Below are 22,600 nucleotides of genomic sequence, written 5' to 3'. Positions count from 1 at the left end.
CCGGTCGTACGCGAACGAGGGGGCGCCCGGCGGATCATCCTCCGCCGGACGCCCCCTCACGCATCCGTACGCCCTGCTCCTCGACGAACAGCTCCTCGGCACGCTCCGCACTCAGGGAGCGGTCGAGCCAGGTCCCCAGCACGTCGAGATCGGTGCAGCCGGTGATCCGCTCCCGGACGGAGTCGGAGACCTCGACACCCCGCACATCGAGGACGCGCAGGACGGCCTCGGCCTTGCCCTCCTCCTTGTCTTCGAGCCAGGACTCCTCGACGATCGTTTTGCTGCCCGGGAAGTTCGGGGTGTAAGTGGCCATCAGATGCCTCAGTACTCACGGCCCGGGCCCTCGCCCAGGCCGACTTCGACGATCTCCGCCCAGTCCACGCCGTCCATGTCGCCGCCCTCGTCCGACTCGATGATGCCCTGGGACCCGGACCTGTCGGCGTTGTCCGCCACTCCTGACGCCAGCGCGTCCAGTATCACCGTCAGCCCGGGGTCCTTGGCGTAGGCGAGCGCGGAGAAGACGGCGACTCCGAGGTCCCGGGCCGCCTCGTCCGCCTCGGTGATCACGGGGAGAATTCCGGATCGCACGGGCGCATCGCGTCCGGGTTCTCGAGGCGGACTCAGTCGTACGGGTGAACATGTCAGCGGCTTATGCCAGACCGTCAGACATCGAGGTGGGGTTGGGCAAGTGCGAACCCAGCCGCCCTGGTGGTCGACACCGGATGACGAGGGGCGCCCGGGGGCCCGCCGACCGCCGGTCCGCGGGCCGGCGGTCGGCCCTCCGTGCGCAGTGGTCAGGTACTGCTCCACCGCTGGTTGTCACGGCCGTTGCATTCCCAGAGCACCACCTGGGTGCCGGACGCCCCTCCGAAGAGGTCCAGGCATTTACCGCTCGACGCGGACAGTAACGATTTCCCTGACAGGCTGAACCGCTGAGCTGCCGACTGGTCACACGGTCCGAGGACCACCGGTGTGCGGTCCGCGGTGCCAGTGACGGTCGCGCAGAGGTCACCCTGCTGGAGTGCCGTGCCGGACCCGATGCTCCACGACTGGGAGGCTGCGCCGGTGCAGGCTGCGACCACGAGTTCGGACCCCGGACCGGCGCCTGTCAGGCAGTTGCCGGAGGCTTCGACCGCGAGCGCCCTCCCGGGGTCGGGAGCCGAGCCGCCTGCCTGGCCGGTTCCGTCCTTGTCCGGCGCCTTGCTCACGGTGGGCTCCGCGCCGTTCTCCGTCGCCTTGTCCGTGCCCGGTTCCGTTTCCTGGCCGGAGGGCGTGGGGGAGCCGGTGGAAGGAGGCCGAGACACCGCGGTCGCGCTCGCTGAAGCGCTCAAGGACCGCTTCGCATCAGGGATTCCAGGTTCGGCCGCATCGGACTGGTACAGCTCGCCCGCGACGTCGGGCTGCCGATCGCCCTCCCCCTGAAACCCGCTGATCGTGACGGCCACTCCGGCGGTTATCACCGCGACGGCCACGGAGGCGACAGCGATCCACTTCGCGGGTGGGCGGCGTGGACCGGACCGAGTGCTGTCGTCCGGCGCCGCCGGGCCAGTGGCGGATTCGTCACGGCCGGCGATACGGACGGGCGGCTCCGGTCGTGCGGTTGCCTGGCCGTCCTCGGTTTCGGCTCGATGAGCCGTAGCCGCACGGGCGAGAGCGGCACGGGCTGCCGCCAGCTTCGCCGCGTCGTTGACACCGGAAGGCCTGTCCGGTGGTAAGTCCACACGTCGGTCCTGACCTATGCTCCGTTTGGGCAGCTCCGGCATTCTGCCGTACTCCTCGTGCAGGGGTCGAGTGCGTCCGGAATTCCGTATTCCGGGAGAGGGCGAACGATGCGGTCGCGGTGGGGCTCAGGCCCGTTCCGGGCCGACTGCGCTTCTCGTGTACTCCGCGGACATCCAACAGATCATTTCCTGATTATCGTTGTCAATTCAAGCGTACTGATGATGGAGTCCTGTCCGTGTCCGACGAAGGAAGCGGCGGAGTTGCACGGTGAACCAGCGTGCCGGGAAACGCCGTTCATCCCCGGAAGGCGCCTTCGACCCGGCACGCGGCAGCTGTTCATGACGTTCCCCGTCAAGGCAGGCAGGCCGGCGACATGGGCCGATCAGCCGATGTCCGCCGGCCGGTTCTCCGGAGGAATCCGCGGAGAGGGAGCAGAAGCCCGACCGCCGGTCTGCGCGCGGTCCGGATTCGGAACCTCGAGCATCTCTTCATGTCGCAGTGCATCCGGGAAAAGCAAAGGCCCATGCTGAAGAATCGTCGTACCGGAGCGGCACTCGGCACCCTCGTCACCTTCGGCGGCCCCGTCGGCGACGCCCTCCTCCCTGGCCGCGCCCCGGTGTGTGTCCACAACGGTGCGGACTTCACGGGGCTGCTCGAAAACAACCCGGTCCGAGTGGCGAACCTCGGCGACAAGAACGACAGGATCTCCTCGATCGTCAATGACTCCGACCACCGCATCCCGGTCCGGTCGGACCTCGATCACCGCGGTGACCTGCTGGAGGTCGGGCCCCACCAGAAGTGGGTGGCTCCGGTGGAGTGGGACGACCGCGTCTCTTCGTATCGGCGGCGTCGACGAGATCCACGAGAGCGAGGCCGGCCGCGACATCCTCGCCGGGTCCACCCTCCTGCTTCTCGGACGCCGGGAAGCAGGAGGGCATTCCTCATGTCCGAGGCGCCTCCGAGAATCCGAGGCTCACCGGCTGAGCCGCTGGAACCTGCGCACCGCGAGCGGCAGGAAGACCGCCGTCAGGATCACCGGCCACACGCCCGCCATCAACAGCGCGTGCTGCTCCACCCACGAGTCGCCGCCGCCCACCGGCGTGCCGAACAGTTCGCGGGTCGCCGCGGCCGTGGAGGAGATCGGGTTCCAGGCGGCCACCCAGCCCAGCCAGTCGGGCATGAGCTGCGGGGCGACGAAGATGCTGGAGATCATCGTCAGGGGGAAGGCCACCGCGAAGAGGCCGCCCGCCGCCTCCGGGTCGGGGACGAGGAGTCCCAGCCAGACGCCCAGCCAGATCAGCGCGAACCGCAGCCACAGCAGCAGTCCGAACGCGGCGACGAACTCCCAGCCGCCGTCCGGGCGCCAGCCCATGACCAGCGCGGTCAGCATCAGGATGGCCAGCTCGGCGCAGGCGACGATCAGATCGGTCACCCCACGCCCGGCCACCACCGCCGACGACGCCATCGGCATCGAGCGGAAGCGGTCGATGACGCCCTTGGTGGAGTCGTGGACCACGACGGTCGCGGTGTTGATGAAGCCGAAGGCCATGGTCATCACGAACATGCCCGGCATCAGGAAGTCCTTGTAGTCCCCGCCGCCCGGCACCCGCATCGCGCTGCCGAAGACATAGCCGTACAGCAGCACGGAGAGGATCGGAAAGCCCAGCTGCCAGGCGATGTTGACCGGCTGGCGCTGGTAGTGGGTCAGGCCCCGGCGGACGACGTTCCAGCAGTCCGCGAGCGCCCAGTACACCCGGCCACGGCCGGCCGGTCCGGTCAGGTCGAGCGCGCTCATGCCGCCGCCTCCTTCTCCGTGCGATGTCCGGTCAGGCGCAGGAACACGTCGTCGAGGCTGGGCCTGCGCAGCCCGATGTCCTCGACCCGCACGCCCTCGTCCTGGAGGGTGCGCGCCACGTCCGTCAGCGCGGCCACCCGGTCGGTCACGGGCGCGTGCACCCGCGACTCGGCCTCATCCACCTCGGGTTCGCCGTCGGAGACCCGCGCGACCACCTTCACCACGCGCGGGATGTCGGACCGTTCGGCCACCACGACCTCGACGCGGTCGCCGCCGACGCGGTTCTTCAGCCCGTCCGGGGTGTCGTCGGCGATGGCCCGCCCCCGGTCGATGACGGTGATCCGGGAGGCCAGCCGGTCGGCCTCCTCCAGGTACTGGGTGGTCAGCAGCACGGTCGTGCCGCTCGCCACCAGCGCGCGTACGGAGTCCCAGACTTCACCCCGGCTGCGGGGATCGAGCCCCGTCGTCGGCTCGTCCAGGAACAGCACGGCCGGCGTGAGGATCATCGACGCCGCCAGGTCCAGCCGGCGCCGCATGCCGCCGCTGTAGTCGCCGACGCCCTTGTCGGCGGCGTCGGTGAGGTCGAACTGCTCCAGCAACTCCGCCGCGCGCGTCTTGGCACGCCGCCCGCCGAGGTGGAACAGCCTGCCGAACATCTCCAGGTTCTGCCGCCCGGTGAGCACCTCGTCCACCGCCGCGTACTGCCCGGTGAGCCCGATCCGCGCCCGCACCTCGCGGGCCTGCCGCGCCACGTCCAGCCCGGCCACGGACGCCCGCCCCCCGTCGAGCCGGATCAGCGTCGACAGGATCCGTACGGCGGTGGTCTTGCCCGCGCCGTTCGGTCCCAGCAGTCCGTGCACCGTGCCCGGCCGCACGGCGAGGTCGAAGCCGTCCAGAGCGCGCTTCTCGCCGTACCGCTTCTCCAGCCCCTCGGCCCGCACCGCGTACCCGTCGTCCTCCATGGGTCCCCCTTCCAGAAACCGGGTACACCGTACCCGATGGCGCGTACGACGTACTCAGTTTTTTCGCGCGGACCTAGACTGCCTGCATGAGCAGCGGCGGAAGCGGTACGGAGACCAGCGGCGGCGGCGACCTCGCGCGCACCCTCGACCTGTTGTGGGGCACCGGACAGCGGCCCAGCCGGGGCCCGAAGCCGGGGCTGACCCTGGAGCGGATCGTGGAGGCGGCGGTCGAGGTCGCCGACCGGGACGGCATCGGCGCGCTGTCGATGCGCCGGATCGCCTCGGAACTGGGCACCGGCACGATGTCCCTCTACCGCTACGTCCCCGGCAAGGCCGAACTGCTCGACCTGATGCTGGAGCGGGTGCAGCAGCCGCACGACCCCGGGGAGCTGGGCGACGGCGACTGGCGGTCGGCCCTGGAGGCGCTGGGCCGGGCCACCCTCGCCCTCTACCGGCGGCACCCCTGGCTGCTGGAGGTCAACCAGTCCCGCCCGGTCCTCGGCCCGAACGCCCTGGACGGCCTGGAGACGGTGCTCTCCCGGATCAAGCCGATGGGCCTGTCCGACCCCGAACTGATGTCGGCGATCATGATGATCGACGGATACGTGGCCGGGGCCGCCCGCACCCAGCGCTACCAGGAGGAGGCCGAGCGCAGCTCGGGGCTCACGGACGCGCAGTTCTGGGACGCCCAGCATCCCTACCTGGAGCGGGCCATGAACAGCGGGCGCTATCCCGTACTGGCCGGGCTCTCCGACGACACCTTCGGCACCGACTTCGACCACTTCGAGTTCGGCCTCCAGCGCATCCTGGACGGTCTGGAGGTGTTCGTCGCCCGGCGGACGGCACGGTGACGGCGCCCCGCCCGGCCGACGGCCGGTTCAGCCCCGGCGGCGCCGCCGCACCAGCCCGAACAGGACCGCGGCGACGGCGGCCACCACGACGACCTTGACGGTGTCCCCGTTCCCGTCACCGTTCCCGTCACCGGCGTCGCCGCCGCCCTTCCCGCCCTCGGCACCCGCCCCCGGCTCTCCGCCGCCCCCGGGCGCGTCCTCGGCCTCGACGCGGCTCCCGGCGCCCTCCATGCCGAGCAGCAGCTTCCTGCCGTCGGTGGTGTAGGTGGCGGACTCGCCCTGCCCCAGGGGCACGCTGATCCGCCCTCCGCGCCGGATCTCGCCGCCGTTCCAGTCGTACCAGATGCCGCCGAGGTAGCCGCGCACGGAGAGCCGCTCGCCGTCCGGGGAGAAGGCGGCGTCGGTGGCCCAGAGGTCGACGGGGGCGGTGGGCCGGAAGACGTTCGTCCCGGAGGCGGAGAGCTTCGCCGGGCCCTCGTACAGGTGCCCGCCGTCCTCCTTCTTGTCGATGATGTACACGCGCCCGGTCTTCGGGTGGACGACCATCGACTCCGCGTCGCGGGCACCGTCCTCGTACTTCACGACGTACTGCGTGGCCCGGACCGTCCGGTCCTTCAACTCCGTCGGTTCGGGCAGCTCGTAGATCCACACGTGGGGCCAGGTACCGCCGAGGTTGTCCCCGATGTCACCGACGAGGATCCGGTTGCCCGGTCCGACGGCGATCGCCTCGACGTCGCGGAGCGTGCCGACGCCGGAGAGCGCGACGCGTGCGACCGTCTCGCCGGTACCGCCGTCGACGGCGTACAGGTAGGGCCCCTCGTCCTGGTCGTTGTGGGTCCAGTAGACGCCGGGGTGGAGGCGGGAGGCGGCGAGTCCGCTGGACTCGGTGATGCGCGGGTCCTTGATGGTGAAGCCCTCGTCGCCGTCGACTGCGAGGGCGGCGGGCACGGCGAGCGCACCCGTGAGGAGGGTCGCGGCGATCAGGGCGAGGGGTCGGCGCATGTGCCAAGGGTGCCATTGTTCAACGCACTTCACGGGTGGTGTCCGGTCTCACATCGCGACGCCCGGACCGATCGTCCATGATGACCGTGTGCTCAGGTTCATGCCCGTCGGCGACTCGATGACGATCGGGAGCGCGGGTGAACACACCTGGCGCTACCGGCTGTGGCAGCACCTGTGCACGGCGTACGGCGGCCCCTTCACCCTGGTCGGCCCGCGCGAGGCGCTGCACGACCCGGTGACGGACGCCCCCACCTCGTACGCGTACGCCGACCCCGGCTTCCCCCGCGCCCACCTGGCCGGCTGGGGCGAGGGCTGGCACCACATGGCCCCGCTGATCGGCGAGGCCGTGCGCTCCTGCCGCGCGGACGTGCTCCTGGTGTCGCTGGGCCTGATCGACCTGGGCTTCTACACCAACGCCGAGCAGACGGCGGAGAACGTCCGCGCGTTCGTCGCGGAGGCGAGGGCCGCCCGGCCGCGCGTCCGCATGGCCGTCATGCCGGTGGTCCGCAACATCCGGGTGGAGGCCGACCCGGCCTTCGCCGGACAGGTCGCCCACTTCAACGAGCTCCTGGCGAAGACCCTCGCCGACCTCGACGCACCGGGCTCGCCGCTGCTGCTGGTCCCGCCGCCGGCCGCGTACGACTTCCACACGGACACCTACGACGGCACGCACCCCAACGAGAGCGGCGAGCACAGAATCGCGGGAGCCTTCGCGGAGGCGATGTGGCGGGAGTGGGACCTGGGCGGGCCGTACGGGACGGCATAGCCGCCCGGGGCTCTGGCGTGTGCGCCCCACCCCGTGCCCTGTTCACCGTGCGTATCGTTGTACCGCGCGGCAGCACTCGTCCGTGGGCGGCCGGGGGGAGTGCCACGATGACCGTCCTCGACGAGATGTTCCAGCGGCTCGAGAGGATGCCCGTCCCCGAGGGGTACAAGGTCGAAATCGTCGGTGGGGCCGTCCACAGGGCGCCGCAGCGGGACATCCACCGGGAAACCATTCGCATGATCCTCTGGGCCCTGGAGGACCGGTTCGGACGACAGGCCGGACTGCTCTCGGACGTCCGCATCGACTTCCCCGGCCACCGGAACGGCTTCTGCCCGGACGTGGCGAAGATCAGGGACGGGGCGCGGAAGGACGGCAGGGGCGAGTGGCGCCACCAGGACGTGGAGTTCGTCGCCGAAGTCGTCTCGAAGGGCACGGCGCAGAACGACCACGCATCCGAGAAGGCCGCGTACGCCCTCGCGGAGGCGCCGGTCCACCTGATCGCCGATCCCCATGTCCGCAGGTGCCGCCTGTTCACCCACCCCGGGAACGGCGCCTGCGTGAGCGACACCTCCGTCGGCTACGGCGGCGAGGTCGACATGACGGCCACCCCTGCGGGCCCCGTCCTCAAGACCGACGGCTTCCCCCGCGACCGACTCCTCTTGCATAGAGCGCACTCCAAGTCGTTGGCTTGATGACCATGAAGTACACACAGCTCGGACGCACGGGACTCAAGGTCAGCCGGCTCGTCCTCGGGACGATGAACTTCGGTCCGCAGACCGACGAGGCCGACAGCCACGCCATCATGGACGCCGCGCTGGACGCCGGCATCAACTTCTTCGACACGGCCAACGTCTACGGCTGGGGCGAGAACAAGGGCCGTACGGAATCGATCATCGGGAGCTGGTTCGCCAAGGGCGGCGACCGCCGCGACAAGGTCGTCCTCGCCACCAAGGTGTACGGGAACATGGGCCCCGACGGCGAGGCGTGGCCCAACCACGACAAGCTGTCCGCCGTGAACATCCGGCGGGCGGTCGACGCCTCGCTGAAGCGGCTGGGGACCGACTACATCGACGTCTACCAGTTCCACCACGTCGACCGCAGCACTCCGTTCGAGGAGATCTGGCAGGCGATCGACGTCCTGGTCCAGCAGGGCAAGGTCCTCTACGTCGGTTCCTCGAACTTCCCCGGCTACAAGATCGCCCAGGCCAACGAGATCGCCGCCCGGCGCGGCGGCACCATCGGCCTGGTCAGCGAGCAGTGCCTCTACAACCTCGCCGAGCGCCGCGCCGAGATGGAGGTCATCCCGGCCGCCCAGGAGTACGGCCTCGGGGTCATCCCGTGGTCGCCGCTGCACGGCGGGCTGCTGGGCGGTGTGATCAAGAAGGAGGTCCAGGGCGGCCGGCGCGCCTCCGGGCGGGCCGCCGACACGCTCGCCGATCCGTCGTCCCGGGCGCAGATCCAGGCGTACGAGGACCTGCTCGACAAGCACGGCGTCGAGCCCGGCGAGGCCGCGCTGGCCTGGCTGCTCACCCGGCCCGGCGTGACCGGCCCGATCGTCGGTCCGCGCACGGCCGAGCAGCTCGGCTCCGCGCTGCGCGCGGTCGAGCTGGAGCTGAGCGAGGAGCTGCTGACCTCGCTGGACGAGATCTTCCCGGGCCCCGGGCCGTCGCCGGAGGCCTTCGCCTGGTAGCGGCGCGTGCGGTGGCGGCGCTATCTGCCCAGCGCCGCCGCCAGCACCACCACGACGAACATCAGCACGAGCGCACCGGCCATGATCCGGTTTCGGGTCTTCGGGTCCACGCCGTCGAGCCTAACCGGCCGCGCCCAGCGCCCGGCGGGCGACCGCCTCGTAGCGGGGCTGTGCGCCCGGCACCCCGGAGGCCGGCAGGTGGCTGCGCACCAGCACCAGCTCGTCCACGGTCCAGGTCCGGCCGCGGAACGCGCGCAGGGTCTCGACGTACGGCCGCACGTCGACGGCGTCCCGGCTGCGGGCCACCGTCAGGTGGGCCTGGTACCGCCGGTGCCCTTCCATCGGCACGCCCGCCCTGCGCGCCGCGGCCTCGGCCCGCCCGGCCAGCAGCCGCAGGGTGCGCAGGTCCCCCTCCGCGCCGGTCCACAGCACCCTGCCGCGCCCGAACTGGCCGCCGCCGCACAGGGCCAGCTCGAAGGGGTCCGTCCGGGCCGCCGCCCGCTCCAGCCGCGCGGCCAGCTCCGGCACGAGCCCGTCGTCCACCTCGCCGTAGAAGGCGAGCGTGAAGTGCCATCCCGCCCGCCCGGTCCACCGCATCCCGTCCGCCCCGGGCAGCTTCCGCACCTCCGCCACCTCGGCGGCGAGCTCCTGGAGCACGTCCTCGGGCGGCAGCACGGCGGCGAAGAGTCTCATGGGTCCAGTCTCACAGGAGAACGTACGTACGCTCACGCGTGTCCTGGTCACCGTGCGTATCGCTGTACCGCGCGGCTGTGCGCATCGAGCGGCAGCCGGGGAGGAGCGCCACGATGACCGTCCTCGAAGACAGGATCGAGATGGCCGAGAGCTCCTCAGGACCGACGAGTTCCCCCGGGACTGACCGCGGCCGGGGTGCGGTCCGCCGTCAGGACACCGGCGTCAGCGCCTCCTGCCGCTCCCTCGGCACGAACCGCACCCACGGGTGTCCGCGTCGCCAGGCCACCGACAGGCGCAGGCCGCCGACCCTGGCCAGGATCAGGCCGATGACGGACGCCGCGGCCACCGCGATCGCGCCGCCCGCCGCGAAGCCGACGCGGGCGCCGTGGGTGTCGGTGATCCAGCCGACGATCGGGGCGCCGACCGGGGCGCCGCCGAGGAACACCATCATGTAGAGGGCCATGACGCGGCCGCGCATGACCGGGTCGGTGGCCATCTGCAGGCTGGTGTTGGTGGTGACGTTGACCGTCATCGAGAACAGGCCCAGCGGGACCATGATCAGGGCGAACATCCACAGCCGCGGCGACGCGGCGGCCAGGATCTCCAGCGCGCCGAACGCGATCGCGGCCACGATCAGCAGCCGCAGCCGGGCGGTGCCGCGCCGGGCGGCGAGCAGGGCGCCGGAGACGGAGCCGACCGCCATCAGGGTGTTGAACATGCTGTAGACGCCCGCGCCCCCGTGGAAGACGTCGTCGGCGAAGGCCGAGAGGTAGACGGGGAAGTTGAAGGCGAAGGTGCCGATGAAGCCGACCAGGACGATCGGCCAGATCAACTCCGGGCGTCCGGTGACGTAGCGCACGCCCTCCCGCAGCTGGCCCTTGCCGCGCGGGGCGCGCTCGACGGGGTGCAGCTCGCGGGCGCGCATCATCATCAGGCCGGCCAGCGGCGCGACGAAGGACAGGCCGTTGAGGAGGAACGCCCAGCCGGTGCCGACGCCGGTGATCAGCAGGCCCGCGACGGCGGGGCCGACCAGGCGGGCGGACTGGAAGTTCGCGGAGTTGAGGCTGACCGCGTTCTGCAGCTGGCCGGGGCCGACCAGCTCGGAGACGAAGGACTGGCGGGCCGGGTTGTCGACGACGGTCGCCAGACCGAGGGCGAAGGCGGCCACGTAGATGTGCCAGACCTCGACCCGCCCGGTCAGGGTGAGGGCGGCGAGCGCGAGGGAGGTGAGGGCCATCGCGATCTGCGTGACGAGCAGCGTGGGGCGCTTGCGCAGGCGGTCGACGAGGACGCCGCCGTACAGGCCGAACAGCAGCATCGGCAGGAACTGCAGGGCCGTGGTGATGCCGACGGCGGCCGAGGAGCCGGTGAGGCTGAGGACCAGCCAGTCCTGGGCGATGCGCTGCATCCAGGTGCCGATGTTGGAGACGACCTGGCCGGCGAAGAACAGGCGGTAATTCCTGATCCGCAGCGAGGAGAACATCGAGGTCCTGCGGGCGGGGGTGTCGGGGGCGGCCAGGGCGTCGCGGTGGTCAGGTGCGGGGGCGGAAGCTGCTCCGGATCCCGTACTCAAAAGGGTTCGCCTCCTACGTACCGTTGTGCCGTGTGCTCAGACGTGCGCCAGTTTCTCCAGCACGGGGGCGGCGGCGCGCAGTTTCGCCCACTCGTCGTCGTCCAGTTCCCCGACCAGCGTGGCGAGGAACGCGTTCCGCTTGCGACGGCTCTCCTCGAGCATCGCCTCGGCCCGCTCGGTCTGCGTGACGACCTTCTGGCGGCGGTCGTCGGGGTGCGGCTCCAGGCGGACCAGCCCCTTGCTCTCCAGCAGGGCCACGATGCGGGTCATCGACGGCGGCTGGACGTGCTCCTTGCGGGCGAGCTCGCCCGGGGTGGCCCGGCCGCAGCGGGCCAGGGTGCCCAGCACCGACATCTCGGTGGGACTGAGGGACTCGTCGACGCGCTGGTGCTTGAGCCGACGGGACAGCCGCGTCACGGCGGATCGGAGGGCGTTCACGGCGGCTGCGTCGTCGCCATGGCTGAAGTCCGGCATGTTCTTTAGCGTAACTCATTACTCTCGCTAAAGACCACTGGGGGTCGTGCCCCCGGCCGTGACTCCCACCACTGTCACACAAGATCACCCATTCGAGTGATCCACCCGCGAAACCTCCCCCACCGCACCGTCTTGTGCGGCAACGCTCGTGCCCATGCGGACCGAGGTGCTCAGCCTGCGCATGGACCACGAACTGCTCGCACGGCTCCGTGACCATGCCGCCAAACGCGGCATGAGCGTCCAGGACTATGTCGTCCGGACGCTCATGCGCGATGACTTCGACCAGCGGTTCCGGGCCGCCGTGGAGGAGACGGAGAAGTTCTACGGGGTCCCGTGAGCCCCGTGGCGCGGGGTCGCGCGCGCCCGGCGGCGCGGGACCCCGCGGGCTCCGCGGCGCGGGATCAGGTCAGGCCCAGCGCCGGCATCAGGTAGTAGAAGGCGAACACCGCCGCCACCACGTACATCGCCGGCGGCACCTCCCGGCCGCGGCCGACCGCCAGCCGCAGCACCACGAAGGTGATGAAGCCCATGCCGATGCCGTTGGTGATCGAGTAGGTGAACGGCATCATCACCATCGTCACGAAGGCCGGGACGGCGATCGTGTGGTCGGCCCAGTCGATCCCCTTGACCGAGCCCGCCATGATCAGGAAGCCCACCGCGACCAGCGCCGGGGTGGCCGCCTGGGACGGGACCATGGTGGCGACCGGCGTGAGGAACAGCGCCACCGCGAACAGCGCGCCGGTGACGACGTTGGCGAAGCCGGTCCGCGCCCCCTCGCCGACGCCGGCCGTGGACTCCACGAAGGCGGTGGTGGCCGAGGAGGAGCTGGCGCCGCCGGCGGCGACCGCGACGCCGTCGATGAACAGGACCTTGTTGATGCCGGGCATCTGGCCCTGCGCGTCGGTCAGCCTGGCCTCGTCCGAGACGCCCATGATCGTGCCCATCGCGTCGAAGAAGCACGACAGCAGCACGGTGAAGACGAACAGGACGCCGGTCAGCACACCGACCTCGGAGAAGCCGCCGAACAGGCTGACCTGTCCGATCAGGCCGAAGTCGGGGGTGGCGAGCGGGTTGCCGGGCCAGGTGGGCGTCGTCAGGCCCCAGGACGGGATGTCGGCGACGGCGTTGACGATCACCGCGACGACCGTCATCGCGACGATCGAGATGAGGATCGCGCCGGGCACCCGGCGCGTGATCAGCGCCAGCGTGAGCAGCGTGCCGAGGACGAAGACCAGGACCGGCCAGCCCTCGAGGTGGCCGCCGGTGCCGAGCTGGAGCGGGACGGTGGTCTGGGCGGCGTCCGGCATGCGGGTGACGAAACCGGAGTCGACCAGGCCGATCAGCATGATGAACAGGCCGATGCCGATGGCGATGGCCTTGCGCAGACCGTGCGGCACGGCGTTCATCACGCGCTCGCGCAGACCGGTGGCGACCAGGATCATGACCACGAAACCGGCCAGCACCACCATGCCCATGGCGTCCGGCCACGACATGCGCGGAGCGAGCTGGAGCGCGACGACCGAGTTCACGCCCAGACCGGCGGCCAGCGCGATCGGGACGTTGCCGATGACGCCCATGAGCAGCGTGGTGAACGCCGCGGTCAGGGCGGTCGCGGTGACCAGCTGGCCGTTGTCGAGCTGGTGGCCGTACATGTCCTTCGCGCTGCCCAGGATGATCGGGTTCAGCACGATGATGTAGGCCATCGCGAAGAAGGTGGCGAAACCGCCGCGGACCTCACGGGACAGGGTGCTGCCGCGCTCGGAGATCCGGAAGTGGCGGTCGAGGGCGCCGGACGCGGCACCGGACCCCGGCTGCTCGGGGACGGGGGCCTTGGTGGTGGCCGACGGGGACATGCGGAGACCTCATCACCGGTGGGCGCCCCCCGAAGCCCTTTGGTGTTTTCTACGAATGAAAGCGGTCAGAGACAAACGGATTCAGTATGAACATATAACGCCGCCCACGCTATCTCCGCGCGTAGACCCCCGTGACCCCCTGCGGTCCCCGTCACGCGGTCCACGCGGTCCATGCGGTCCCCGTCACGTCCCGGGTTCCTCGTAAGCTTGTCGGCATGGCCGGGTTTTTTTCGGGATCCCCCGAGCACGAGGCGCCGGAGCCCCTGGAGGGCCCCGTGGTCGCCACCATCGTCGGCGGCACGCTCATCTGGTTCGCCCTGTTCCTGGTCCAGCTGCCGTTCTACGGCTGGTTCGACGACCACGGCCACACCTGGTGGGTGTGGACCTGTCTGGCCGGCGGCGGGCTCGGCCTCATCGGCATCTGGTACGTCCGCAGGCGCGACGCCGCCCTCAAACGGGTCCGGGCGGACGCGGCGCCGGAACCGGACCGCTCCCCCGCCGCGTCCGCCGACTGAACCGGCCCCAACTGCCGTCCGCGCCACCGCCGTACGACCACGGCACTACGGCCGTCCCTCCCCGGTCGGATCTTCGGCCCATCGGGTGGGTGGACCGCCGGATCCGCACGTACCGTCGAACGCATGACACATCTCGAGGAGGATGACCGGGCCGATGCCGCGCGCCCGGCCGCGGTCACCTCACCGGTGACCGGGCTGACGGCCGCGGAGGTGGCCGAGCGGGTGGCCCGCGGGCAGGTCAACGACGTGCCGGTGCGCAGCAGCCGGTCCCTCGCCGAGATCGTCCGCGCGAACGTCCTCACCCGGTTCAACGCGATCATCGGCGTGCTCTGGGTGATCATGCTGGTGGTCGCGCCCGTCCAGGACAGCCTGTTCGGCTTCGTGATCCTCGCCAACACCGGCATCGGCATCGTCCAGGAGTGGCGGGCGAAGAAGACCCTCGACTCCCTCGCGGTGATCGGCGAGGCACGGCCCACCGTGCGCCGGGACGGGACGGCGAGGGAGGTCGGCACCTCCGAGATCGTGCTGGACGACCTGATCGAGATCGGGCCGGGCGACAAGGTCGTCGTCGACGGGGTGTGCGCCGAGGCGGACGGCCTGGAGATCGACGAGTCCCTGCTCACCGGCGAGGCCGACCCCGTGGTGAAGGAGCCGGGGGACCGGGTCATGTCCGGCAGCTTCGTCGTCGCGGGCGGCGGCTCCTTCCAGGCGACCCGGGTGGGGCGAGAGGCGTACGCGGCGCAGCTCGCCGAGGAGGCGTCCCGCTTCACCCTCGTCCGCTCCGAGCTGCGCTCGGGCATCTCCACGATCCTCAAGTACGTGACGTGGATGATGGTCCCGACCGCGATCGGCCTGGTCGTCAGCCAGCTGGTGGTCAAGGACGACGAGCTGAAGGACTCGATCGCCCGCACGGTCGGCGGGATCGTGCCGATGGTCCCCGAGGGGCTGGTGCTGCTCACCTCCGTCGCCTTCGCGATCGGGGTGGTCCGGCTGGGCCGCAAGCAGTGCCTGGTGCAGGAGCTGCCCGCGATCGAGGGCCTCGCCCGGATCGACACGGTGTGCCTGGACAAGACGGGCACCCTCACCGAGGGCGGCATGGACGTCACCGGGCTGCGGGTGCTGGGGGACGGCGACGAGGCGTACCTGCGCAGGGTGCTGGGCGAGCTCGGCTCGGCGGATCCCCGCCCGAACGCCTCCCTGCAGGCGCTCATCGACGCCTTCCCGGACACCACCGGGTGGCGCCTGACCGACACCCTGCCCTTCTCCTCCGCCCGCAAGTACAGCGGGGCGACGTTCGAGGAGAGCCCGGGGCGGAAGGCCGTGACCTGGCTGCTGGGCGCGCCCGACGTGCTGCTGGACGCCGACGACCCGGCGCTGGCGGAGACCGGGCGGATGAACGAGCAGGGGCTGCGGGTGCTGCTGCTCGCCCGGGCCCGCGACGGCGTGGACGTCGACGACCCGGAGGCCGCCCGGGGGGTGCGGCCGGCCGCGCTGGTGGTGCTGGAGCAGCGGCTGCGCCCGGACGCGGCCGACACCCTGCGCTACTTCGCCGAACAGGACGTCCGCGCCAAGGTCATCTCCGGCGACAACGCGGTGTCGGTCGGCGCGGTCGCCGCCAAGCTGGGCCTGTCCGGCACGGCGGTGGACGCGCGCCGGCTGCCCGCCGACCGGGACGCCATGGCCGACGCGCTGGACGAGGGCACGGTGTTCGGGCGGGTCACCCCGCAGCAGAAGCGGACCATGGTGGGCGCGCTGCAGTCCAACGGCCACACGGTCGCGATGACCGGGGACGGCGTGAACGACGTGCTGGCGCTGAAGGACGCGGACATCGGCGTGGCGATGGGCTCCGGTTCGGAGGCCACCCGGGCGGTCGCGCAGATCGTGCTGCTGAACAACAGCTTCGCCACGCTGCCGTCGGTGGTGGCGGAGGGACGCCGGGTGATCGGCAACATCACCCGGGTCGCGACGCTGTTCCTGGTGAAGACGGTGTACTCGGTGCTGCTGGCGGTGCTGGTGGTGATCTCGCAGGTGGAGTACCCGTTCCTGCCGCGCCACCTGACGCTGCTGTCCACGCTCACCATCGGCGTCCCCGCGTTCTTCCTGGCCCTCGCCCCCAACCGGGAACGGGCGCGGCCGCACTTCGTGCGGCGGGTCATGCGGTACGCGATCCCGGGCGGGGTGCTGGCCGCGCTGGCGACCTTCGCGTCGTACCTGGTCGCCCGGGAGCACTACACCGGTGCGGGCTCGCTGGAGGCGGAGACGAGCGCGGCGACGCTGACGCTGTTCCTGATCTCGCTCTGGGTGCTGGCGATCGTCGCCCGGCCGTACACCTGGTGGCGGATCGGCCTGGTGGCGGCGATGGGCGGGGCGTTCCTGGTGGTGCTGGCGGTGCCGTGGCTGCAGGAGTTCTTCGCGCTGCGCCTGGTCGGCATGACCATGCCGTGGACGGCGACCGCCATCGCGGTCCTCGCGGCGGGGGTGCTGGAAGTGTCGTGGCGGTGGGTGGACCGGCGGGTCCCGGCGTGACGCCCGCGGCCGCGCGGGGCCGCACGACGGCACGACGGCACCCCGCGCCCCCGGAGGGACGCGGGGTGCCGCACGCGCTTACTTCACGTCGACGAAGTCACCCGTGGCGTTGACCGCCGGGGTGGTCGAGGTGCCCGCGAAGGAGTAGCGGTAGTAGCCGTCGGCGGAGGCCTTGACCGTGGTCTTCAGCTCGCCCTTGGAGTTGGTCTTGATGGTCTTGACCGTGCTGTAGGTGCTGGAGCTCTTCTTGCGGAACTGCAGCTTCACCGACTGGCCGCTGTAGCCGGCGTACTTGCCGGTCTCCCAGTTGGCGCGGGACAGCTTGCCCGTGACGGTGAGGGTCTTGCCCTTCTTCACCGGCTCGGGGGAGGCGTTGACGGTGAGCTTGGAGGCGCGCTGCACCTTGAAGCTCTTGGCGTTGTCCTTCTGCACGAAGTCGGCGTCCTTGGCCGCGGCGAGGGCCCACGTCTTCCAGGTGCCGGCGACCGAGTTGTTCAGCTCGTAGCCCGGCTCCAGGGTGAAGGTGGACTTGCAGGTCGACGTCGTGGCGTTGACCTTGGTGCACGTGGCCTCGCCGTCCTTGCCGTCGGCGACGGCCCCGCTGTCGGACGTCTCGATGGTCGAGCCGTGGAACAGGATGGCCTGCGCCCAGTCGACACCGGAGTTGTCGGTGGCGGTGAAGGTGACGGTGACCTTCTTCGCGGCGGTGGCGCCGACGACGACGGACTTGCCGCCGTTGACCACCACGTTGGAGATCTTGGTGTCGCCTTCGATGTCGTCGGCCTGCGCGGCCGGGACGGCGAGGGCGGACAGGGCCAGGGCGCCGCTGAGGGCGACCACGGTGGCACGCATACGCATGTGTTCCCCACGTTGGAGAAGGGGGCCCCGACACTGGTCGTTTCGTACGGCTCGTCGTCGGCCGGGACCCCGAATGATCGTGGAGTCTGTTGACTCACATGATCAGATGCACCACTCGCCCCCATGGTTGTACGAGAAGTGAAAAATTTGTGCGACGACCCCCGGGCTCAGTCGAACCAGCGGTCCCGCGCCAACTCCTCGGTGCGGGACGGGTCTTCGAGCAGCGCCGCCACCTCGAAGCGGCGGGGCCACTGGCCCGCCGCCCAGGCGAGGCCCGCGGCCACGCCCTCCAGGGTCGCGGCGTGCAGCACGCCGTCGTCCGTGAGGCGCCAGTCGATCTCCACGCCGTCGACGACGAGTTCCCCGTGCTCGACGTAGGACGCCGGGGTGCGCGGCCCCAGCAGCACCCGCACCGGCTCCGGCACGTCGTGCTCGGCGCCCTCGGAGTCCACCCGGCCGGTGACGGACTCGCTCAGCCGCCGCACCTGGAACAGCTCGGCCAGCTCGGCGGCGCGCGCCGGCCGTACCGGCAGCAGCGGCACGCCGGAGGTGAACGGCAGCAGGTCGGGCGAGTCGACGACCACCGCGTCGGCGGCGTCCACCACCTCGACCCGTCCGTCGACCACCGCGCGCAGTTCGTCCGGCAGGGTCACCTGCTCGGGGTCCAGTTCGGCGAGCGCGCCGTACAGGGCGTGCAGCTGGGCGGCCGTGACGGGGCGGTCGGGGTCGGCGAGGCGGTCCAGCAGCTCCGCCGCGCCGCCGGGCTCGTCGAGCAGGGCGGCCACCGAGGTCCGTACGCCCAGCGCGCGCAGCACCTGCTCGTCCTCGAACCCGGTCGCGTCGGCCTCGTCGTACAGACCGCGCAGCAGCGGGTCGCCGCCGGCCGCGCGCAGTCCGGCGGGGCGCCGCCCGCCGATCACCGGGTGCCCGCGCAGCCACCACGCGGTGTAGGGCCGCACGACCTCGTGGGTGCCGTCGTGCAGCAGGATCCGCACCGGCTGGACGAGCGCGTCGCGCAGCGGGGGCCGGGACAGCAGGGCGAGGGCCTGCGGCCAGCGGTCGTCGTCCACCAGGTCCAGGTCGCGCACGGCGACGATCTCGGTGGCGACGGGCGGGACGGGGCTGTCCGGGAAGCGGTCCAGGACGTCCTCGCTCCACACGTCCACGGCGTCCAGCAGGCCGGCGTCGTCGGGTTCGGCGTAGTCCCCCTCGCGGGGCTCCAGCTCGTCGGGGTCGAGGACCACGTCGGTGGCGCGGACCAGCGCGAAGTCCACCAGCACCCCGCAGGCGGCCAGCGGCTGTTCACCCCACTTGTCGGCCAGTTCGCCGTCCACGGCGGCGAGTTCGCCCTCGCGCATGACCCGTGCGAACGGGCCGCCGGGGAAGACCAGCTCGCAGGCCGGGGAGAGCTCGCCGTCCTCGTCGGGGAGGGCGAGGGCGCCCAGCCAGGGCTCGTCGCCGGGTTCGAGTCCGGCGTCGCGCACCAGGCCGAGCACGGTGTCGGCGAGTTCCTCGGCGTCCGGGGCGTCCTCCTCCCAGTTCACCCCGCCCTCGTCGTCGAGCGAGGCGGCGACGGCGGCCCGCACCTGCGGGGTGGTGAGCACGGCGCGCGGGGTGGCGGGGAGCGCGCCCAGCTTCTCCAGGAGGGGGTGGGCGGCGTCCGGGTGGGCGACCTTGAGCCCGAGCCGGGCGAGGAGTTCGACGTCCGGGGAGACCTCGTCGGGGGTGGGCAGCAGCACCTGCCGGGGCCCGATGGTGGTCCGGCCGTCGGCGAGCGGCACGGGCAGCCCGGACAGCCGGTCCGGGTCGACCCCGGCGAGGCTGTCGTACAGCCGCCGCCACCAGTCGGGGGACTTCTCCAGGCCGGCCAGCCGGTCGACCGCGTCGGTGAGCGGCACCCGGGCCACGCCCAGCGTGCGCAGCTCCGCGCGGCGTTCGAGACCGGCGGGCAGCAGGGTGGGGAGCACCTCGGCCAGCACCCGTACGGTGTCGGCGCCCGCGCCCTCGACGACCTCGGCGTCCCTGGGCCGCAGGGACTCGGGCAGGTCGGAGTCGTCGTCCCGTCCGAGCGGTGCGACGGCGGGCGGCAGGAAGGACGTGCGGGGCAGCCGGTCGAGGACCGCCCGGCGCAGGGCGCCGTCCAGTTCGCCCTTGCCGAGCGGGCCCGGCACCAGGTCGATGATCCCGGCGGTCACCGGGCGCCAGTCGGCGAGGAGCTCGGCGTAGGCGTCGGCGGCGCGCTGCACCAGGAAGTCGGTGAGCGGGCCGGGGGCCGCGTGCCGGCGGGTGGAGTCCAGCGGGAGGGAGGCGATGAGCAGCGCGGGCACGCCGAGGGGTTCGTCGCTGGGGGTGGGCGCGTGCACGACGGGGCGGGTGCGGGGCCGGGCGGGGCTGCCGTCGGCGTCCACGGGCACGGCCCAGGTGACCGACCAGTGCGGGCGCAGCCGCTCCTCGACCGGCCGGTCGGCGAGCAGGTCGGGGGTGAGCGGGCCGTGCGCGGCGGCGGTGCGCCAGCGGGTGGTGCCCTCCCTGGAGTCCTCGACGACGACGAGACCGTCCTCGGTGCGGCGGCTCACCGTGCGGGGCTGCGCGTCCCCGGTCTCGACGACCACCTCCTCCAGGCCGGGCAGGGCGAGCAGCAGGGCGTCGTCGACGGCGTCCAGCAGCCGTTCGGCCAGATCGGCGGCGGCGGTGTCGCGCAGCGGGAGGATGACGGCGGTGTCGTACGGGTCGGGCGCGGTGCCCTCGGCGGCGAACGGCAGCCGGAGCAGCGGCACGTGACCGTCCCGGCGGCGGATCTCGTCGCCCAGGCCGGGGCTGTGCCGGGCGGTGTCGCCGGCGAGCTCGCGGGCCTCGGCCAGCGACCAGCGCACCCCGCCGTGCCGTCCGACGACGGCGGGCTCGTCGGTGACGGCCAGGACGGCGGCGAAGCCGACGCCGAACCGCCCCACGGACCGGTCGGGGGCGTCCCGCTTGGCGGAGGCCCGCAGCGTGGACAGCGACTCGACGCCGGCCGCGTCCAGCGGGGCCCCGGTGTTCGCGGCGACCAGGACGCCGTCGCGCAGGGTGAGCCGCAGCCGTCCCGGCACGCCGGCCCGGGCGGCGGCGTCCGCGGCGTTCTGGGCGAGTTCGACGACGAGGCGGTCCCGGTAGCCGCCGAGGACGAGGTCCTCCTCGGCGTTGGCGTCCTCACGGAAGCGGGCGGGGCTGGTGGCCCAGGCGTCCAGGACTCCGCGCCGCAGACGGGCGGTGCCGAACGGGTCGGCTCCCTCGGCGGCGGGCCGTACGAACTTGCTCACGTTCATCTCTCCTCATCGGCCCTCGTCGGCGTGAGGTCGAAGGTACCGCCCCGCGGCGTTCCGGCGACGCGGTGTCCGCGGCGCACCGCCCCCCGTGGATGATCGGAACCGTGCTGCTCGAGTCGTTGTCCGTCGCCGCGCTGGTCGTGGTGCTGGTGTGTGCCGTCGTCCGCCCGTTCCGCTGGCCGGAGGCGGCGTTCGCGGTGCCCGCGGCCGGCGTGGTGATCGCGACCGGCGCGATCCCCCTGGAGGCGGTCCACGAGGAGGCCGTCCGGCTCGGGCCGGTGATCGGCTTCCTCGCCGCCGTGCTGGTGCTCGCCAGGCTCTGCGACGACGAGGGCCTCTTCCACGCCTGCGGGGCCTGGATGGCCCGCTGGTCCCGCCACCGGCCGCGCAGGCTGCTGGGCGCGGTCTTCGCCCTCTCCTCGCTGATCACCGCCGCGCTCAGTCTGGACGCCACGGTGGTGCTGCTGACGCCGGTGGTGTTCGCCACCGCCACCCGTATGGGCGCCCGGCCCGCCCCGCACGTCTACGCCGGCGCGCACCTGTCGAACACGGCGTCCCTGCTGTTGCCGGTGTCGAACCTGACGAACCTGCTCGCGTTCACCGCCACGGGGCTGACCTTCACCCGCTTCGCGCTGCTGATGGCCCTGCCGTGGCTGGCGGCGATCGCCGTGGAGTACGTCGTCTTCCGCCGCTTCTTCGCCGCCGACCTCGACGCGGCGCCCACCGCGCCCGAGGTGCCGGAGGGGCCGGTGGAACCGCCGCTCTTCGCCCTGGTGACGGTGGCCGCCACGCTCGCCGGGTTCGCCGTGGCGTCCGCGGCCGGCATCGACCCGGCGTGGGCGGCGGCGGCCGGCGCGACCGTGCTGGCGGTGCGCGCCCTGGCCCGCCGCCACACCACCCCGGCCGCGATCGTCCGCTCCGCCGACCTGCCGTTCCTGGCGTTCGTCCTCGCCCTCGGCGTGGTCGTGCGGGCGGTCCTGGACCAGGGCCTGGGCGACGCCCTCGGCACCGTCCTGCCCGACGGCACGTCCCTGCCCGCCCTGCTGGCCCTCGCGGGGCTGGCGGCGCTGCTGGCCAACCTGGTCAACAACCTGCCGGCGGTCCTCGCCCTCGTCCCGCTGGCCGCGCCGTCCGGCCCCGGCGCGGTCCTCGCGGTCCTGCTGGGCGTCAACATCGGCCCGAACCTCACCTACGCGGGCTCCCTGGCCACCCTCCTGTGGCGCCGCATCGCCCACCACCACGACCACGAGGTCAGCCTCCGGCGCTTCACCCTGCTGGGCCTGGCCACCGTCCCCGCGGCGCTGCTGGCGTCGACGGTGGCGCTGTGGGTCTCGCTGGAGCTGCTGGGCGGCTGACCCGCCGCCGTGCCGGGACGGAGGCGGAGCCGGATCTCCGGAGACGCAGGCCACACGCACCGGGCGTCCGGACCGGGCTCCCGGTGACAAGCCGCACAGGGGAAACGTCCGGTACTACCCGGGGTAGTGGAAAAGCGAGGGAAAACAAAACGGACATTTGGTGCGCAAGCCCGATCGATCGGCTTGAAATGGGGGCTTTCGCCCCGTCCGCACCCACCCGTCAAGAGACGTGCGTCTCATGCCCGGAGTACGACCTTTCGTCGTAGGTCACACCTTTGCGGCTTTTGCCCGGAGGCCGGTACCAAGGAACAGCCACCACGGCACGGACCCGTTCCGCCGGTGGCTCCCCCCGTCCCCTCCCCCACGAGGTTTCGATGTTCCAGCGCGTCACGTCCCGTCTCTCCTTCACGTCCCCGGCCCGCACCCGAGCGGCCGTCCTGGCCGCCGGCATGGGCGCCACGGTCGTCCTGGGAGTCGGGGCCGCGACCGCCGCCGAGAACACGGCCGCGCCCGCCGCCTCGGTCCAGCAGCAGGCGTCCTGGGTCGACCCGGTCAAGAGCTACAGGCTGTCCGCGAGCTTCGCGCAGAACGGCGGCATGTGGGCGCACAAGCACAGCGGCCAGGACTACGCCGTCCCGACCGGCACCACGGTCATGGCCG

Annotated in this window: 21 protein-coding genes and 1 pseudogene; 9 read left to right on the top strand and 13 right to left on the bottom strand. The window is 72.1% G+C overall.

Features of this window, described 5'->3' with window-relative positions:
* Nucleotides 1-34: 34 nt before the first annotated feature.
* The 6 genes from ABTY20_RS14475 to ABTY20_RS14450 all read right to left on the bottom strand — a co-directional run bounded on the left by ABTY20_RS14475 (nt 35) and on the right by ABTY20_RS14450 (nt 4,479).
* Nucleotides 35-313 (bottom strand): hypothetical protein, encoded by a 279-nt coding sequence (locus ABTY20_RS14475; protein WP_351997325.1) that lies wholly within the window; start codon nt 311-313, stop codon nt 35-37.
* 8 nt (nt 314-321) lie between these two features.
* The gene (locus ABTY20_RS14470; protein ID WP_351997324.1) at nt 322-588 is read right to left on the bottom strand and encodes a hypothetical protein; all 267 of its coding nucleotides are present in this window, start codon (nt 586-588) and stop codon (nt 322-324) included.
* A 206-nt stretch (nt 589-794) separates the two neighbouring features.
* Nucleotides 795-1,445 carry a ricin-type beta-trefoil lectin domain protein gene (locus ABTY20_RS14465; RefSeq protein ID WP_351997323.1) on the bottom strand — a complete coding sequence of 217 codons (651 nt, stop codon included), beginning with the start codon at nt 1,443-1,445 and terminating at the stop codon, nt 795-797.
* Nucleotides 1,446-2,104: 659 nt separating this feature from the next.
* A complete protein-coding gene (locus ABTY20_RS14460) occupies nt 2,105-2,515 on the bottom strand; it encodes a hypothetical protein (RefSeq protein WP_351997322.1) in 411 nt (136 codons plus the stop codon).
* Nucleotides 2,516-2,695: 180 nt separating this feature from the next.
* Complete coding sequence (locus tag ABTY20_RS14455) at nt 2,696-3,517, bottom strand: ABC transporter permease (protein ID WP_351997321.1); 822 nt, start codon at nt 3,515-3,517, stop codon at nt 2,696-2,698.
* A complete protein-coding gene (locus tag ABTY20_RS14450) occupies nt 3,514-4,479 on the bottom strand; it encodes an ATP-binding cassette domain-containing protein (RefSeq protein WP_351997320.1) in 966 nt (321 codons plus the stop codon). Before ABTY20_RS14450 ends, ABTY20_RS14455 begins: the two co-directional genes overlap by 4 nt.
* Before the next feature lie 86 nt (nt 4,480-4,565).
* Here ABTY20_RS14450 and ABTY20_RS14445 point away from each other — a divergent pair, with 86 nt between their 5' ends.
* Nucleotides 4,566-5,330 (top strand): TetR/AcrR family transcriptional regulator, encoded by a 765-nt coding sequence (locus ABTY20_RS14445; RefSeq protein WP_351997319.1) that lies wholly within the window; start codon nt 4,566-4,568, stop codon nt 5,328-5,330.
* A 27-nt stretch (nt 5,331-5,357) separates the two neighbouring features.
* Here ABTY20_RS14445 and ABTY20_RS14440 read toward each other — a convergent pair whose 3' ends face one another.
* A complete protein-coding gene (locus tag ABTY20_RS14440) occupies nt 5,358-6,332 on the bottom strand; it encodes a WD40 repeat domain-containing protein (protein WP_351997318.1) in 975 nt (324 codons plus the stop codon).
* A gap of 88 nt (nt 6,333-6,420) precedes the next feature.
* Between ABTY20_RS14440 and ABTY20_RS14435 the strand changes: the two genes are divergently transcribed.
* The 3 genes from ABTY20_RS14435 (at nt 6,421) to ABTY20_RS14425 (ending at nt 8,788) form a co-directional block, all read left to right on the top strand.
* Complete coding sequence (locus ABTY20_RS14435; RefSeq protein WP_351997317.1) at nt 6,421-7,098, top strand: GDSL-type esterase/lipase family protein; 678 nt, start codon at nt 6,421-6,423, stop codon at nt 7,096-7,098.
* A 107-nt stretch (nt 7,099-7,205) separates the two neighbouring features.
* Nucleotides 7,206-7,790 (top strand): Uma2 family endonuclease, encoded by a 585-nt coding sequence (locus ABTY20_RS14430; RefSeq protein ID WP_351997316.1) that lies wholly within the window; start codon nt 7,206-7,208, stop codon nt 7,788-7,790.
* 5 nt (nt 7,791-7,795) lie between these two features.
* A complete protein-coding gene (locus ABTY20_RS14425; protein WP_351997315.1) occupies nt 7,796-8,788 on the top strand; it encodes an aldo/keto reductase in 993 nt (330 codons plus the stop codon).
* A gap of 120 nt (nt 8,789-8,908) precedes the next feature.
* Here ABTY20_RS14425 and thpR read toward each other — a convergent pair whose 3' ends face one another.
* From thpR to ABTY20_RS14410, 3 genes are all read right to left on the bottom strand, one after another.
* A complete protein-coding gene (thpR, locus tag ABTY20_RS14420) occupies nt 8,909-9,481 on the bottom strand; it encodes an RNA 2',3'-cyclic phosphodiesterase (RefSeq protein ID WP_351997314.1) in 573 nt (190 codons plus the stop codon).
* Between the two features lie 208 nt (nt 9,482-9,689).
* Entirely contained in the window at nt 9,690-11,054 is a 1,365-nt protein-coding gene (locus ABTY20_RS14415) for an MFS transporter (RefSeq protein ID WP_351997313.1), read from the bottom strand.
* 36 nt (nt 11,055-11,090) lie between these two features.
* Nucleotides 11,091-11,528: a MarR family winged helix-turn-helix transcriptional regulator gene (locus tag ABTY20_RS14410; RefSeq protein ID WP_351997312.1), complete on the bottom strand. Its 438-nt coding sequence runs from the start codon at nt 11,526-11,528 to the stop codon at nt 11,091-11,093.
* A 154-nt stretch (nt 11,529-11,682) separates the two neighbouring features.
* On the opposite strand from ABTY20_RS14410, the gene ABTY20_RS14405 reads away from it, so the two are divergent.
* Nucleotides 11,683-11,865, top strand: a complete 183-nt coding sequence (locus ABTY20_RS14405; protein ID WP_351997311.1) for a ribbon-helix-helix protein, CopG family — start codon at nt 11,683-11,685, stop codon at nt 11,863-11,865.
* 64 nt (nt 11,866-11,929) lie between these two features.
* Here the strand turns inward: ABTY20_RS14405 and ABTY20_RS14400 are convergent, their stop codons facing one another.
* Nucleotides 11,930-13,381: an NCS2 family permease gene (locus ABTY20_RS14400; RefSeq protein ID WP_351997310.1), complete on the bottom strand. Its 1,452-nt coding sequence runs from the start codon at nt 13,379-13,381 to the stop codon at nt 11,930-11,932.
* Between the two features lie 215 nt (nt 13,382-13,596).
* Between ABTY20_RS14400 and ABTY20_RS14395 the strand changes: the two genes are divergently transcribed.
* Together ABTY20_RS14395 and ABTY20_RS14390 are read left to right on the top strand one after the other, a co-directional pair.
* The gene (locus tag ABTY20_RS14395) at nt 13,597-13,896 is read left to right on the top strand and encodes a DUF2530 domain-containing protein (RefSeq protein WP_351997309.1); all 300 of its coding nucleotides are present in this window, start codon (nt 13,597-13,599) and stop codon (nt 13,894-13,896) included.
* Between the two features lie 123 nt (nt 13,897-14,019).
* Nucleotides 14,020-16,422, top strand: coding sequence for a cation-translocating P-type ATPase (locus ABTY20_RS14390; protein WP_351997308.1), 2,403 nt, complete (start codon nt 14,020-14,022; stop codon nt 16,420-16,422).
* Between the two features lie 78 nt (nt 16,423-16,500).
* Here the strand turns inward: ABTY20_RS14390 and ABTY20_RS14385 are convergent, their stop codons facing one another.
* Nucleotides 16,501-17,280: a calcium-binding protein gene (locus ABTY20_RS14385; RefSeq protein WP_351997307.1), complete on the bottom strand. Its 780-nt coding sequence runs from the start codon at nt 17,278-17,280 to the stop codon at nt 16,501-16,503.
* Nucleotides 17,281-17,447: 167 nt separating this feature from the next.
* Complete coding sequence (locus ABTY20_RS14380; protein ID WP_351997306.1) at nt 17,448-20,579, bottom strand: sacsin N-terminal ATP-binding-like domain-containing protein; 3,132 nt, start codon at nt 20,577-20,579, stop codon at nt 17,448-17,450.
* 98 nt (nt 20,580-20,677) lie between these two features.
* Between ABTY20_RS14380 and ABTY20_RS14375 the strand changes: the two genes are divergently transcribed.
* Both ABTY20_RS14375 and ABTY20_RS14370 read left to right on the top strand, forming a co-directional pair.
* Nucleotides 20,678-21,940 (top strand): SLC13 family permease, encoded by a 1,263-nt coding sequence (locus tag ABTY20_RS14375; RefSeq protein WP_351997305.1) that lies wholly within the window; start codon nt 20,678-20,680, stop codon nt 21,938-21,940.
* Between the two features lie 374 nt (nt 21,941-22,314).
* Nucleotides 22,315-22,600, top strand: a pseudogene (locus ABTY20_RS14370) (M23 family metallopeptidase); the annotation flags it as partial.

Source organism: Streptomyces sp. NPDC126497 (genome assembly GCF_040302425.1).
Lineage (GTDB): Bacteria > Actinomycetota > Actinomycetes > Streptomycetales > Streptomycetaceae > Streptomyces.
This window is presented reverse-complemented; position numbering and strand designations above follow the sequence as displayed.

Excerpts from the sequence above, each read along its gene's own strand:
- ABTY20_RS14445 (WP_351997319.1), top strand. The coding sequence starts at position 4,566 with ATGAGCAGCGGCGGAAGCGGTACGGAGACCAGCGGCGGCGGCGACCTC.
- ABTY20_RS14455 (WP_351997321.1), bottom strand. The coding sequence starts at position 3,517 with ATGAGCGCGCTCGACCTGACCGGACCGGCCGGCCGTGGCCGGGTGTAC.
- ABTY20_RS14410 (WP_351997312.1), bottom strand. The coding sequence starts at position 11,528 with ATGCCGGACTTCAGCCATGGCGACGACGCAGCCGCCGTGAACGCCCTC.
- ABTY20_RS14385 (WP_351997307.1), bottom strand. The coding sequence starts at position 17,280 with ATGCGTATGCGTGCCACCGTGGTCGCCCTCAGCGGCGCCCTGGCCCTG.
- ABTY20_RS14430 (WP_351997316.1), top strand. The coding sequence starts at position 7,206 with ATGACCGTCCTCGACGAGATGTTCCAGCGGCTCGAGAGGATGCCCGTC.
- ABTY20_RS14375 (WP_351997305.1), top strand. The coding sequence starts at position 20,678 with ATGATCGGAACCGTGCTGCTCGAGTCGTTGTCCGTCGCCGCGCTGGTC.
- ABTY20_RS14475 (WP_351997325.1), bottom strand. The coding sequence starts at position 313 with ATGGCCACTTACACCCCGAACTTCCCGGGCAGCAAAACGATCGTCGAG.
- ABTY20_RS14405 (WP_351997311.1), top strand. The coding sequence starts at position 11,683 with ATGCGGACCGAGGTGCTCAGCCTGCGCATGGACCACGAACTGCTCGCA.
- ABTY20_RS14440 (WP_351997318.1), bottom strand. The coding sequence starts at position 6,332 with ATGCGCCGACCCCTCGCCCTGATCGCCGCGACCCTCCTCACGGGTGCG.
- thpR (WP_351997314.1), bottom strand. The coding sequence starts at position 9,481 with ATGAGACTCTTCGCCGCCGTGCTGCCGCCCGAGGACGTGCTCCAGGAG.
- ABTY20_RS14450 (WP_351997320.1), bottom strand. The coding sequence starts at position 4,479 with ATGGAGGACGACGGGTACGCGGTGCGGGCCGAGGGGCTGGAGAAGCGG.
- ABTY20_RS14425 (WP_351997315.1), top strand. The coding sequence starts at position 7,796 with ATGAAGTACACACAGCTCGGACGCACGGGACTCAAGGTCAGCCGGCTC.
- ABTY20_RS14400 (WP_351997310.1), bottom strand. The coding sequence starts at position 13,381 with ATGTCCCCGTCGGCCACCACCAAGGCCCCCGTCCCCGAGCAGCCGGGG.
- ABTY20_RS14395 (WP_351997309.1), top strand. The coding sequence starts at position 13,597 with ATGGCCGGGTTTTTTTCGGGATCCCCCGAGCACGAGGCGCCGGAGCCC.
- ABTY20_RS14390 (WP_351997308.1), top strand. The coding sequence starts at position 14,020 with ATGACACATCTCGAGGAGGATGACCGGGCCGATGCCGCGCGCCCGGCC.